The sequence below is a fragment of the Corynebacterium lactis RW2-5 genome, assembly GCF_001274895.1.
Lineage (GTDB): Bacteria > Actinomycetota > Actinomycetes > Mycobacteriales > Mycobacteriaceae > Corynebacterium > Corynebacterium lactis.
The window spans coordinates 463,082-476,041 of sequence record NZ_CP006841.1 but is presented as its reverse complement, the minus strand read 5'-3'; the positions used below and the strand labels follow the sequence as shown (position 1 = coordinate 476,041).

The 12,960-nt window shown below is 59.0% G+C and carries 15 protein-coding genes; all 15 read right to left on the bottom strand.

Annotated elements, in window-relative coordinates; all coding sequences use genetic code 11:
- Positions 1–3: 3 nt before the first annotated feature.
- Positions 4–1,572 carry a flavin-containing monooxygenase gene (locus tag CLAC_RS01965; RefSeq protein WP_082313019.1) on the bottom strand — a complete coding sequence of 523 codons (1,569 nt, stop codon included), beginning with the start codon at positions 1,570–1,572 and terminating at the stop codon, positions 4–6.
- 275 nt (positions 1,573–1,847) lie between these two features.
- Complete coding sequence (locus CLAC_RS01960) at positions 1,848–2,969, bottom strand: hypothetical protein (protein WP_053411469.1); 1,122 nt, start codon at positions 2,967–2,969, stop codon at positions 1,848–1,850.
- A 178-nt stretch (positions 2,970–3,147) separates the two neighbouring features.
- Positions 3,148–3,426 (bottom strand): 30S ribosomal protein S17, encoded by a 279-nt coding sequence (gene rpsQ, locus CLAC_RS01955; RefSeq protein WP_053411468.1) that lies wholly within the window; start codon positions 3,424–3,426, stop codon positions 3,148–3,150.
- A complete protein-coding gene (gene rpmC, locus CLAC_RS01950; RefSeq protein WP_005509851.1) occupies positions 3,423–3,659 on the bottom strand; it encodes a 50S ribosomal protein L29 in 237 nt (78 codons plus the stop codon). The genes rpsQ and rpmC overlap by 4 nt, the downstream gene beginning before the upstream one ends.
- The gene (rplP, locus tag CLAC_RS01945) at positions 3,659–4,075 is read right to left on the bottom strand and encodes a 50S ribosomal protein L16 (RefSeq protein ID WP_053411467.1); all 417 of its coding nucleotides are present in this window, start codon (positions 4,073–4,075) and stop codon (positions 3,659–3,661) included. Before rplP ends, rpmC begins: the two co-directional genes overlap by 1 nt.
- A 3-nt stretch (positions 4,076–4,078) precedes the next feature.
- Positions 4,079–4,819, bottom strand: coding sequence for a 30S ribosomal protein S3 (rpsC, locus tag CLAC_RS01940; RefSeq protein ID WP_053411466.1), 741 nt, complete (start codon positions 4,817–4,819; stop codon positions 4,079–4,081).
- Positions 4,819–5,181, bottom strand: a complete 363-nt coding sequence (rplV, locus tag CLAC_RS01935) for a 50S ribosomal protein L22 (RefSeq protein WP_053411465.1) — start codon at positions 5,179–5,181, stop codon at positions 4,819–4,821. Before rplV ends, rpsC begins: the two co-directional genes overlap by 1 nt.
- 3 nt (positions 5,182–5,184) lie before the next feature.
- The gene (gene rpsS, locus CLAC_RS01930) at positions 5,185–5,463 is read right to left on the bottom strand and encodes a 30S ribosomal protein S19 (protein WP_053411464.1); all 279 of its coding nucleotides are present in this window, start codon (positions 5,461–5,463) and stop codon (positions 5,185–5,187) included.
- A gap of 14 nt (positions 5,464–5,477) precedes the next feature.
- Positions 5,478–6,320 (bottom strand): 50S ribosomal protein L2, encoded by an 843-nt coding sequence (gene rplB, locus CLAC_RS01925; RefSeq protein WP_053411463.1) that lies wholly within the window; start codon positions 6,318–6,320, stop codon positions 5,478–5,480.
- A gap of 36 nt (positions 6,321–6,356) precedes the next feature.
- Entirely contained in the window at positions 6,357–6,662 is a 306-nt protein-coding gene (gene rplW, locus CLAC_RS01920) for a 50S ribosomal protein L23 (RefSeq protein ID WP_053411462.1), read from the bottom strand.
- Entirely contained in the window at positions 6,662–7,309 is a 648-nt protein-coding gene (gene rplD / locus CLAC_RS01915; protein WP_053411461.1) for a 50S ribosomal protein L4, read from the bottom strand. Before rplD ends, rplW begins: the two co-directional genes overlap by 1 nt.
- Positions 7,306–7,962: a 50S ribosomal protein L3 gene (rplC, locus tag CLAC_RS01910; protein WP_053411460.1), complete on the bottom strand. Its 657-nt coding sequence runs from the start codon at positions 7,960–7,962 to the stop codon at positions 7,306–7,308. The genes rplD and rplC overlap by 4 nt, the downstream gene beginning before the upstream one ends.
- A 31-nt stretch (positions 7,963–7,993) precedes the next feature.
- Positions 7,994–8,299: a 30S ribosomal protein S10 gene (gene rpsJ / locus CLAC_RS01905; protein WP_053411459.1), complete on the bottom strand. Its 306-nt coding sequence runs from the start codon at positions 8,297–8,299 to the stop codon at positions 7,994–7,996.
- A gap of 718 nt (positions 8,300–9,017) precedes the next feature.
- Entirely contained in the window at positions 9,018–10,208 is a 1,191-nt protein-coding gene (gene tuf, locus CLAC_RS01900; RefSeq protein WP_053411458.1) for an elongation factor Tu, read from the bottom strand.
- A 409-nt stretch (positions 10,209–10,617) separates the two neighbouring features.
- Positions 10,618–12,750 (bottom strand): elongation factor G, encoded by a 2,133-nt coding sequence (gene fusA / locus CLAC_RS01895; protein WP_082313017.1) that lies wholly within the window; start codon positions 12,748–12,750, stop codon positions 10,618–10,620.
- Between the last annotated feature and the right edge of the window lie 210 nt (positions 12,751–12,960).

The window sequence follows — 12,960 nt, the reverse complement described above, 5'->3', positions numbered from 1 at the left end:
CCATTATTGCGCGGGGACGGCGCCAAACACCATCTCCTCCGTAACGTCGCCACGCTCCACATCGAAGTAATCACGGATGATGTTCTGCGTGTAGTGCCACGGATCTTCCGTACCCTGGCGCGGCAGCTTGTGTCCCGAGCGCTTGATATAGCCCGCATCCAGCTCTTCCATCATGCGGCCATTAAATTCCTGTGCTCGGTTCGACGGCACCGGACGGAAAATCCCCTGCCCCACCCGGTCCGCCCTCTGCCATACCTTGACCATGTACTTCGAGACCATGTCCGCGCGCAGGGTCCACGACGCGTTGATATACCCCGTAGTGAAACTTAAGTTTGGAATGTCCGCCAGCATCAGCCCACGGTAGGTCACGCATTCTGCGGGGTCGACCTCACGCCCATCCACCTCGAGCGTCGCCGAGCCGAAAATCTCCAGATCGAGCCCCGTCGCCGAGACAATGATGTCAGCGCCGAGGAGGCGGCCATCGTCAAGCACAATCCCCTCGGGCACGAAGCGGTCGATGCGGGCGGTGACCACCTGCGCACCACCCTTGATTGCCTGGAAAATGTCGCCGTCCGGGGCCTTACATACCCGCTGGTCCCATGGCCTATAAGACGGACGGAAGTGCGCGCGAATCTCTGCAGGACTCAACCACCTGCGCTGCATCGCCCACAGTGCAGATTTGAATAAAAATGGTGCGCGCTGGGCGATAACATACTGTGCCATATCGCGGATCGAGTGGTTTACCCTCGTTGCAGTGTAAGCCGCCCGCTCGGGCAGGATTTTCTTCCAGATTGCCGAGATAACGTCTCTGGCAGGCAACGGACCAATCCAAGTCGGGGTGCGCTGCAGCATCGTCACCTTCGCGCCTTCGTCATGAAGTGCAGGAACCAAGGTCACTGCTGTCGCACCCGACCCGACAACCACTATTCGCTTGCCGACGACCTCAAGGCCCCCCGGCCACTCCTGCGGATGGATTATGGTGCCGGCGAAATCTTCTTCACCGGGGAAGTCGGGGCGATAACCTTGCTCGTGTTTGTAGTAGCCGGTGGCCATGTGAACGCGGCGCGCATAGATGGTGTGCCCCGAGTCGTCCGATCGCGGGTCCGAGACTGCGACTTTCCACAAGCCAGCCTGCGAGTCCCAAGAAAGCCTGTCGACACGAGTATTCAGGCGGAGACGGTCGAGAGCTCCGGCATTAGCCGCTGCAGCTTTTATGTAGTTCTTGATATCCGGCGCGCGTCCCAAGGTTGTCGGGTGCGGCCAGGGAAGGAAGGGAAAACCGAAGGTTGCCATGTCGGAGTCCGAGCGAATGCCCGGATACTTAAACGTGTGCCACGTCCCTCCTAGATCGTCGGCCTTGTCGATAACCTGCCAAGCCCAGTCGGGGAAATTTTTGGCGACGTGGTGGGCTAAGTCGATTCCCGAGATGCCCGCGCCGACGATAAGCAGGTCCAGTGGACTTTGCGCGGATTGGCCGCCGGCCTGCGCCCGAGCTACTCCGGTCCTTGCTACTCCTGTCCGAGCGCTTCCTGCTAAAGAAATAGTACTTTTGCCATCAAGATTGTTTTGCATACAAGACATGGTAGGGGTTCTGCCTTGCCTGCACAGCAAAACAAACTATTTAACATCTCGCACCAGACAAACTTTGCCCCAGCTATCGTGGTAGCCCTGGTTGAAACGCGAATTCAGACCACGCCGAGAATCTTTCGTCAGTTGGGTTGCCCGCCGCATAACTCGATTCGGCCAGATAACCGGTGTTTGGTCGAGTATCACTGCTCGGTTCCACTCGAGCCGTAAGCGTTGTATCCGTAGGGAATTGGACTACTCATTGCGGAGTGCCTTGTGCATTAGCACTGTTCAAAAAGCTCCTTTATCGCTTGGTTAAATTCGTCGTCATACCCATGAATAGAACACTTCTCACCGAGTTTCATCTCAACTTCCACAGAACTGTTCCGCAGTACTGTCACCTCTATCGGTTGCGTGGATAGATCTTTCAATCGGTCAGCATAAACACCGAGGCTCCTCGCTTGCGCATACAAGAGCCTCAAAACGGGCGCCTCGTAATCGTGAGTGAGCTCAGCGTGGCGGGCCTCCAAGGTAATAAACACACCACCACCGTGACTAATTGACACTGTCGGCTGCACACGCAAACCCGGAAACTCCGGCACTCCTTGCATGCCGGCAGCTGCTAAGTCAGTCAGCACCCGTAGCCCCACATCGACATGTTCCTTCTTCATTCCAGCACTGGAATTTTCCAACTGAACTTCAAGTTCCTCCAGTACCGGCTTGTAGCTTGCATCGGAATGGAGATTTTCAGTCTCAAAATCCGTTAGACCCACTCCCTCGAAGAGCAAGGTTGCCGACACCGCATACTTATCCTGTACATACGACTGCCCTGCTACAGCGGAAATAGCGTCATTTCTGCGCTTATTACACTCAAAATCGGTCAGCGAACAAGAACCGGGTTTGAGCCAAATTTGATTAGTTACACTCACTGCCCCAACGTCCCAGACATTCGGGTCAGTGAGTAGCCCCTCTAGCACCTCTTCGGAAAAAGTATCGTCGAATGTCAGCACCAACGTGCGTCCCGATTCCGCTACCGTCAGCGTATTTGAGCCATGAAATTCCCAATCATTGCCGCGGGCGATATCTTCCGCCGCTAAGAGAGTCCGAAGTTCCTTTAACGCTTGGTCAGTAGAGGTAACTTCACCCCGCGTTTCAACCGCCAATACTCGAGTTTTAGAAATAGCTTCCGAGACATCGACCTTAAGTGTCGAACCGGCGTCGTGAAAAAGCTTCTCGACTTTTGCCTTGGTACTTCCGCCATCCCCATGCGCAGAGAGCGAATAACCCACCATAGCCACAACGGCAACTCCGACGGCTATGACAATGCCGATTGCCACCAGGGCGTATGTGCCGCAGCCGACCTTCTTCGCAGGGTTGCCACTTTCTCCGTCTTGACCGTTCATCGATACCCCTTTTCACGTTCACGGTACGTCTTGGCGCCACAATGAAATAGGAATACGCTTGTGCCAAAAATACCGAAAAGGGCCACCAAATACACGAAACCCCGTCACTGGCGAAACGATTACTCGTTTACCTGTGACGGGGCTGTCGTCGTAAAGCGGGATGGAGCAGGCTAGCTAATTACTTAGCCTTCTCAACAATCTCCAGCAGACGGAAGTGCTTGTCCTTGGAAAGCGGACGGCACTCTTCGATGCGAACGCGGTCGCCAACGCCGGCTTCCTCGTTCTCGTCATGCGCCTTGACCTTGGAGTTGGTGCGCATGATCTTGCCGTACAGGGCGTGCTGCTTGCGGTCCTCGAGCTCGACAACGATGGTCTTCTGCATCTTGTCGGACACGACGTAACCGGTGCGCACCTTGCGTGCGCCAGCGGCGGTGTTGTTCATGTTTTCCTCACTCATGCCGCATCACCATCGGTGGGTGCAGCGGACAGGCCGAGCTCGCGCTCACGCATAACGGTGTAAATGCGAGCAATATCCTTGCGGACAGTGCGGAGACGGCGGTTGTTGGTCAGCTGACCGGTAGCGCTCTGGAATCGGAGGTTGAACAGCTCCTCCTTAGACTCCTTGAGCTTTGCGACCAGGTCATCGTTATCCAGCGAGCGGAGCTCGTGGGCGGGAATGCCGTTCGACATCAGTACTGATCCTCCTTCCGAACAACTCGGGTCTTAATCGGCAGCTTCGCGCCGGCGCGCTTCAGCGCCTCCATTGCGGTTGCCTCATCCGGGTAGGACATCTCGAACATGATGCGACCCGGCTTAACGTTTGCAATCCACTTCTCGACTGGGCCCTTACCGGAACCCATACGAACGCCCAGCGGCTTCTGGGTCAGTGGGCGGTCCGGGAAAATCTGGATCCAGACCTTACCACCACGCTTGACGTGACGGTTGATTGCAATACGCGCAGCTTCAATCTGGCGGTTGGTGATGTAGGCCGGCTCGAGAGCCTGCAAACCGTAGTCACCGAAGGTCACCTTGTTTCCGCCCTTGGAGACACCAGAACGGGTCGGGCGGTGCTGGCGACGGAACTTAACGCGCTTCGGGATGAGCATGAATTAGCCCTCCTTCTTCTCAGATGCACGCTGACGACGCTTGCCACCGCGACGCGGGCGGTCGTTGCCGCGACGCTGGCGGTCGCCGCCGGCGTTGATCTCGGACTCGCGACGGCCACCGATGACGTCACCCTTGTAGATCCACACCTTGACGCCAATGCGTCCGAAGGTGGTGTGAGCCTCGTGGGTGCCGTAGTCGATCTCCGCACGCAGGGTGTGCAGCGGAACGCGACCCTCGTGGTAGCGCTCGGTGCGGCCCATCTCCGCGCCGCCGAGACGACCGGAGCAGACAACCTTGATGCCCTTGACGTGCGGCTGACGCATTGCAGACTGGATAGCCTTGCGCATTGCGCGGCGGAAAGCCACGCGGTTGGTCAGCTGCTCGGCGATGGACTGAGCAACCAGCTTTGCATCGGCGTCAATGTTCTTGACCTCGAGGATGTTCAGCTGGACCTGCTTGCCGGTGAGCTTCTCGAGCTTGCCGCGGATGCGGTCAGCCTCGGAGCCACGGCGACCGATGACGATACCCGGGCGAGCGGTGTGGATATCCACACGCACGCGGTCACGGGTGCGCTCGATCACGACGTCGGCGATGCCGGCGCGCTCCAGACCGGTGGACAGCAGATCGCGGATCTTGATGTCCTCGGCCAGGTAGTCAGCGTACTGCTTGTCGGCGTACCAGCGGGACTTCCAGTCGCTGGAAATACCGAGGCGAAGGCCGTGGGGATGGATCTTCTGTCCCACTATCGGTCACCTTCCTTCTGGCTCTCGACGACCACGGTGATGTGGCTGGTGCGCTTGCGGACGTGGAAAGCACGGCCCTGCGCACGCGGGCGGAAGCGCTTCATGGTCGGTCCCTCGTCAGCGAAAGCCTCGGAGATGACCAGGGTACGACGGTCGAGACCGAAGTTGTTCTCAGCGTTTGCAGCTGCAGACGCGACAACCTTGGCGACCGGCTCAGCAGCACCCTGCGGAGCGTACTCCAGGATGGATAGTGCCTCGTCGACGGACTTGCCGCGAACGGTGTCCAGGACGCGACGTGCCTTCATCGGGGTGACGCGGACGAAGCGCGCGGTAGCGCGTGCAGAAGTAATGTCGTTGCTCATGGCTTATCGACGTCCCTTCTTGTCATCCTTGACGTGACCCTTGAAGGTCTTGGTCGGGGCGAACTCGCCCAGCTTGTGGCCGACCATGGAGTCATCCACGAATACCGGCACGTGCTTGCGACCGTCGTGGACGGCGAAGGTGTGACCGATGAAGTCGGGGAGAATCGTGGAGCGGCGGGACCAGGTCTTGATGACCTGCTTGGTGCCCTTGTCGTTCTGTGCATCGACCTTCGCGAGGAGGTGCTCATCGACGAACGGGCCCTTCTTAAGGCTGCGTGGCATTCTCAGTTCCCTCCTTAGCGCTTCTTATTCTTGTTGGTACGACGGCGGCGAACGATCAGGCGGTCGCTCGGACGGTTCGGCTTACGGGTGCGGCCTTCCTTCTGGCCCCACGGGGAAACCGGGTGGCGACCACCGGAGGTCTTACCCTCACCACCACCGTGCGGGTGGTCAACCGGGTTCATGACAACACCGCGGACGGTCGGGCGCCAGCCCTTCCAGCGCATACGGCCGGCCTTGCCCCAGCGGATGTTGATCTGGTCCTGGTTTCCGACCTCACCGATGGTTGCACGGCAACGTGCGTCGACGCGGCGGATTTCAGAAGACGGCATACGCAGGATTGCGTACTTGCCTTCCTTACCCAGCAGCTGAATGGAAGCACCAGCGGAACGTGCCAGCTGAGCACCTGCGCCCGGCTTGAGCTCCACGCAGTGAATGGTGGTACCAGTCGGGATGTTACGCAGCGGCAGGTTGTTACCAATCTTGATGTCGGCGTTAGCGCCGGACTCAACGTGCTGGCCCTGCTTCAGGTTCTTCGGGGCGACGATGTAGCGCTTCTCGCCGTCTGCGTAGTGCAGCAGGGCGATGTTGGCGGTACGGTTCGGGTCGTACTCGATGTGAGCGACCTTTGCCGGAATACCGTCCTTGTCATTGCGACGGAAGTCGATGACACGGTACTGGCGCTTGTGTCCGCCACCCTTGTGGCGAGTGGTGATGTGGCCGTGAACGTTACGACCACCAGTCTTCGACAGCGGGCGCAGCAGAGACTTCTCAGGAGTCGAGCGAGTGATTTCGCTGAACTCGGAGACGGAGCTCTGGCGGCGACCCGGCGTAGTCGGCTTGTACTTACGAATAGCCATACTTTTGCTCTTCCTTAACTTCCTCGTCGGCCCGCGTTAGCTAGCCGAACCGCCGAAGATGTCGATGGGATCGCTGCCGGCCGCGAGAGTCACGTAGGCGCGCTTGGTGTCCTTGCGCTTGCCGTAGCCGGTGCGGGAACGCTTGCGCTTGCCCTCGCGGTTGAGGGTGTTGACGGAAGCGACCTTGACACCGAAGATCTCCTGGACCGCGATCTTGATCTGGGTCTTGTTTGCGTCGGTGTGGACCAGGAACGTGTAGACGTTCTGCTCCATGAGTCCGTAGGACTTCTCCGACACTACCGGTGCGACGATGATGTCACGGGGATCTGCGATGGTAGCCATTACTTCTCCTCCTTACCGGCGGTGCGAGCGATGAAGTCGTTCAGCGCCTGGACGGCGAAGATAACGTCATCGGACTTGAGCACGTCGTAGGTGTTCAGCTGGTCTTCGGACAGGATGTGGACGCCCGGCAGGTTGCGAACGGACTTCCAAGAGGTTGCGTCCTCGCGCGGCAGAACGACGAGCACGTTGCGGCGCTCGGTCAGTCGCTCGACGAAGGAGCGTGCTGCCTTGGTGGACGGGGTCTGGCCGGAAACCAGTTCCTCGACGACGTGGATACGGTCGTGGCGAGCGCGGTCAGAGAGAGCGCCACGCAGAGCTGCGGCGATCATCTTCTTCGGGGTACGCTGCGAGTAATCGCGCGGCACCGGGCCGTGGACGATGCCACCGCCGGTCCAGTGCGGAGCACGGATCGATCCCTGACGAGCGCGACCGGTACCCTTCTGGCGCCACGGCTTACGGCCACCTCCGCGGACCTCGCCGCGGGTCTTGACCTTGTGGGTGCCCTGACGGGCTGCTGCGCGCTGAGCAACAACAACCTGGTGCATCAGAGCGATGGACACCTCCGCGTCGAAGACGGAAGCGGGAAGCTCAACCGAACCGTTCACGCCGCCGTCAGCGGTGTGTACGTCTAGCTTGAGGTTGGTCATGCGTGAGCACCACCCTTCGTGGCAGTCTTGACAACCAGCAGGCCGCCGCGTGCACCCGGAACTGCGCCCTTGATGAGCAGCAGGTTCGCGTCAGCGTCAACCTTCTGGATCTTCAGGTTCTGGGTAGTGACCCGGTCGTTACCCATGCGGCCTGCCATACGCTTGCCCTTGAAGACGCGTGCCGGCGTGGCGCAAGCGCCAATGCCACCGACGCGACGGTGAGCAGCCTGGTTACCGTGAGCAGCACCCTGGCCAGCGAAGCCGTGGCGCTTCATAGCGCCAGCGAAGCCCTTGCCCTTGGTGGTGCCAGTGACATCGACGAACTCGATGTCGCCGAAGATGTCAACACCGACAGTCTGGCCGACCTCGTAAGAGGAAGCGTCTGCGGTGCGAATCTCAACGCTGTGACGACGCGGGGTCACGCCGGCCTTCTTGAAGTGGCCGACCTGCGGCTGATTGGCCTTGCGCGGGTCAATCTCGCCGAATGCGATCTGGACGGCGTCGTAGCCGTCGGTTTCCTTAGTGCGCACCTGGGTGACGACACAGGGCCCAGCCTCAACGACAGTAACCGGAACAACGCGGTTATTCTCGTCGAAGATCTGGGTCATGCCGAGCTTCTTGCCCAGGATGCCCTTGATCTCGTTTTCACTCATTTATCTTGTCTCCGCTACCAAAAGTCCAGGATCACTGAATGTTCACATCGACGCTTGCCGGAAGATCAATACGCATGAGCGCATCGACGGTCTTCGGCGTTGGGTCGAGAATGTCGATCAGACGCTTGTGGGTGCGCATCTCGAAGTGCTCGCGCGAGTCCTTGTCCTTGTGCGGCGAACGGATGACACAGTAAACGTTCTTTTCGGTTGGCAACGGCACCGGGCCAACGACGCGTGCACCCGTGCGGGTAACGGTCTCCACGATCTTTCGCGCAGATGCGTCGATAGCCTCGTGGTCGTAGGCCTTGAGCCTGATGCGGATCTTCTGTCCGGCCACGCTTGTCCTCTCCTCGGTCGGCGCGCCCCAATCAAAGGGGCGTCGACCCTGTCAATGTTTTCCGACGTCGTAAATAGCTGTCATGGCCAGCGCCAGAAAACTAAAACTGGGTTGTGCATTACTTCAAAGCGACTTCGTCTTCGATAGCCACGGCAAACTCACATTGGCCGTGACCCGAGCGGACGCAGAAACGCTTGTGCTCAAATCCCAGTAGAACAAGCTCCCCCGTGGGGCTCTTATTGCCTACTGCCGCTGTTTATTTGCCATGCCACCTCCGACCCCCGCGGTCGGGCGTGTCGCCCATCTTCTCCGCAAGGCACGGGCGGATTGGTTTCCCTTTCCACCATCGTGGTCATGCTCGCCTTACCATAGACACTCTGGTGATTTCAGGCCGGTTCCCGATTGGGCCTCACCCGACAATCACTTGTAAATGCCTTTGTTAAAGCAACCCCAGTATTAAAACACGTGACTGCCCCGCTTGTAAAATCCCTTCGCAAAAGTGAGCTACACACCACACTTTCCCCATTCGCTTTACGACGACAGCCACTCCCCCGCCCACAGCATAGGCCTCGTTACGATTGCGCCGACGACGATTGCACTGCGGGCGTGAGGCGACGTCGTAGCGCGGCGATAGAAAAATCCCGACCCCGTGGTTTCCCACGAAGATCGGGATTTTAAAGACCTGGTAAGAAGGTCAGCGCCTTAGGGCGCGAGAACCTTACTTGACGATCTTGGTGACGCGGCCAGCGCCGACGGTGCGGCCACCCTCGCGGATAGCGAAGCGCAGGCCCTCGTCCATAGCGACCGGCTGGATCAGCTTGACAGCCATGTCGACGTTGTCGCCCGGCATAACCATCTCGGTGCCCTCCGGCAGGGTCACAACACCGGTAACGTCGGTGGTGCGGAAGTAGAACTGCGGACGGTAGTTGTTGAAGAACGGGGTGTGGCGGCCGCCCTCATCCTTGGACAGGATGTAGACGGAACCCTCGAACTCGGTGTGCGGGGTGTAAGCGCCCGGCTTAGCAACAATCTGACCGCGCTCGATGTCCTCGCGCTTGATACCGCGGAGCAGCAGACCACAGTTGTCGCCAGCCTCAGCGGAGTCGAGCAGCTTGCGGAACATCTCGATACCGGTGACGGTGGTCTTCTGGGACTTCTCCTTGATGCCCAGGATCTCGACCTCGTCGTTGACATTCAGGACGCCGCGCTCAACACGACCGGTAGCGACGGTGCCACGACCGGTAATGGTGAAGATGTCCTCGATCGGCATCAGGAACGGCTTGTCGGTCTCGCGAACCGGATCCGGGATGTTGTCGTCACAAGCCTGCATGAGCTCGACGATGGACTCTGCCCACTTGGCGTCGCCCTCGAGAGCCTTCAGAGCGGAGATGTGAACGATCGGAGCCTCTTCGTCGTAGTCCTGCTCAGCCAGAAGCTCGCGGACCTCCATCTCGACGAGCTCGATGATTTCCTCATCGTCAACCATGTCGCACTTGTTCAGAGCAACGAGGATGTACGGAACGCCGACCTGGCGAGCCAGGAGAACGTGCTCACGGGTCTGCGGCATCGGGCCGTCAGTAGCGGCGACAACCAGGATTGCGCCGTCCATCTGAGCGGCACCGGTGATCATGTTCTTGATGTAGTCAGCGTGGCCCGGAGCGTCGACGTGAGCGTAGTGACGCTTCTCGGTCTGGTACTCAACGTGGGAAACGTTGATGGTAATACCGCGCTCCTTCTCCTCCGGCGCCTTGTCGATGGCGTCGAAAGCGAAAGCCTGGTTGAGGTCCGGGTAGGTGTCAGCCAGAACCTTGGTGATAGCGGCGGTGGTGGTGGTCTTACCGTGGTCGACGTGACCAATGGTACCGATGTTGACGTGCGGCTTCGTACGCTCGAACTTCGCCTTTGCCACTTTTAGTCCTCCTGGAGGTCTAGGTGGCCACGACTCTCGCAGCCACAATTTTGTGGACACTCTCCCCGCATTTCGCCCTCCCTGCCCTGCCAAAGAGCGGGGCGAGCGCGCGTAGAAGAGCACTATTCTTTCACTGTGCCAGTTACTCGATACTAGGGCAGGGTACTGGACTTTTACAAACCAGAACAAACCCCTAGCCATTACTGGGTAACGGCTGGCAACCCATATCCTCTACTACCTGCAATTTTGCAGTAGACCAGTGTGATAAATCACCGGTTTGCAAACAATATGAATTGCGAGCGGTTACCCACCTCCTCTCCCCCAGCACGCCCCCATAGCGGGCGCACCGGCGTAAGAGAAGGCTGGAACCTATTTTATTGACTCGCGCTTAACGCTTTGGAACTAAGACTTAGTTGCCGTTGCGGGAAGCGATGATCTCCTCGGCCACGGAGGACGGAACCTCAGCGTAGGAGTCGAAGATCATGGTGTAATTGGCGCGACCCTGAGTCTTGGAACGCAGGTCGCCAACGTAACCGAACATCTCGGAGAGCGGAACCAGGGCCTTAACAGCCTTGACACCGGTGCGGTCCTCCATGGAGTTGACCTGGCCACGGCGGGAGTTGATGTCGCCAATAACCTCGCCCATGTACTCTTCCGGAGTGATAACCTCGACGGCCATCATCGGCTCGAGTAGGACCGGCTTCGCCTTCTGAACGGCTTCTTTCAGAGCCTGCTGACCAGCGATCTTGAAGGCCATTTCAGAGGAGTCAACCTCGTGGTAAGCACCATCGAGCAGGGTTGCCTTGATGTTCACCAGCGGGAAGCCTGCGACGGTACCGTACTGCATAGCATCCTGGATACCGGCGTCGACGGACGGGATGTACTCCTTCGGAACGCGGCCACCAGTGACCTCGTTAGCGAAGAGGTAGGTAGCGGACTCGCCCTCTTCGAGCTCATCAGCGGACGGAGCGTACGGCTCCAGGGCGATGATGACGCGAGCAAATTGACCCGAACCACCAGTCTGCTTCTTGTGGGTGTATTCGTACTTTTCGACCGGCTTGCGGATGGTCTCACGGTAAGCGACCTGCGGAGCACCAACGTTCGCCTCGACCTTGAACTCACGCTTCATGCGGTCAACCAGGACGTCGAGGTGCAGCTCGCCCATACCGCCGATGACGGTCTGGCCGGTCTCTTCGTCCAGCTTGACGGTGAAGGTCGGGTCCTCTTCAGCCAGACGCTGAATAGCGGTACCCAGCTTCTCCTGGTCAGCCTTCGACTTCGGCTCGATAGCGACGGAGATAACCGGATCCGGGAAGGACATGGACTCCAGAACAATCGGAGCGTCCTGAGCACACAGGGTGTCACCGGTGGTGGTGTCCTTCAGACCGATGAACGCGTAGATGTTACCAGCCACTGCCTCGTCAACAGGGTTCTCCTTGTTGGCGTGCATCTGGAACAGCTTACCGACGCGCTCCTTCTTGTCCTTGGTCGAGTTCAGGACCTGCTGGCCCGGCTCGACGCGGCCGGAGTAAACGCGGACGAAGGTCAGCTTGCCGAAGAACGGGTGAGCGGCAATCTTGAACGCGAGTGCGGAGAACGGCTCGTCCTTGGACGGCTTACGGGTCATGCCGACGTCCTCGGCACCCATCTGGTGGCCGTGGACCTCGCCGATGTCCAGCGGGTTCGGCAGGAAGTCGATGACAGCGTCGAGCAGCGGCTCAACACCCTTGTTCTTGTATGCGGAACCACAGTAGACCGGGTAGATCTCGCTATTGAGGACCATCTTGCGGATGGCGCCCTTGATCTCTTCCATGGTCAGCTCTTCGCCACCGAAGTACTTCTCCATGAGCTCTTCGTCGGACTCAGCGACGGTCTCAATGAGCTTCTCACGGTACTCAGCTGCCTTGTCGGCAAGCTCAGCCGGAATCTCTTCGATGTTGGCAGGGGTGCCAATCTCGACCTTGCCTGGCCAGACGTGAGCCTTCATTTCCAGAAGGTCGATAACGCCCTCGAAGTCATCCTCAGCGCCAATCGGCAGCTGCATAACTAGCGGCTTCGCGCCCAGGCGGTCGATGATGGTGCCGACGGTGTACTCGAAGTCAGCGCCCAGCTTGTCCATCTTGTTGACGAAGCAAATACGCGGGACATCGTACTTCTGAGCCTGACGCCAAACCTGCTCGGACTGCGGCTCAACACCTTCCTTGCCGTCGAAGACTGCAACTGCGCCGTCGAGGACACGGAGGGAACGCTCGACCTCAACGGTGAAGTCAACGTGGCCCGGGGTGTCAATGATGTTGATCTGGTTGTCGTTCCAGAAACAGGTCACGGCAGCCGAGGTAATCGTGATGCCGCGCTCCTTCTCCTGCTCCATCCAGTCGGTGGTGGACGCACCGTCGTGCGTCTCACCGACCTTACGGTTGATGCCCGTGTAGAACAGGATGCGCTCGGTCGTAGTCGTCTTACCGGCATCGATGTGAGCCATGATGCCGATGTTGCGGACCTTGTGGAGGTCCTTCTTTACGGGAAGTGCACCTTCAGCCACTTGATTCCCCACTCGTTTCAAATCGGTTTGGCGGCTGGCCACGCTTGCAGGATTGCGAGCGCACCCACTGTCCGCCGTCGGTCGGGTTTGCTTTATCTATAATGCCACCGTCTTGGCGCTAAGTCGCGCCGTGACGTCCACCCGTTGCTGGAATTTTTCCGCAAGACCTCGGGTGAGAGCGTCGGGCTGGCCCAGATTTTTAGATCCCCT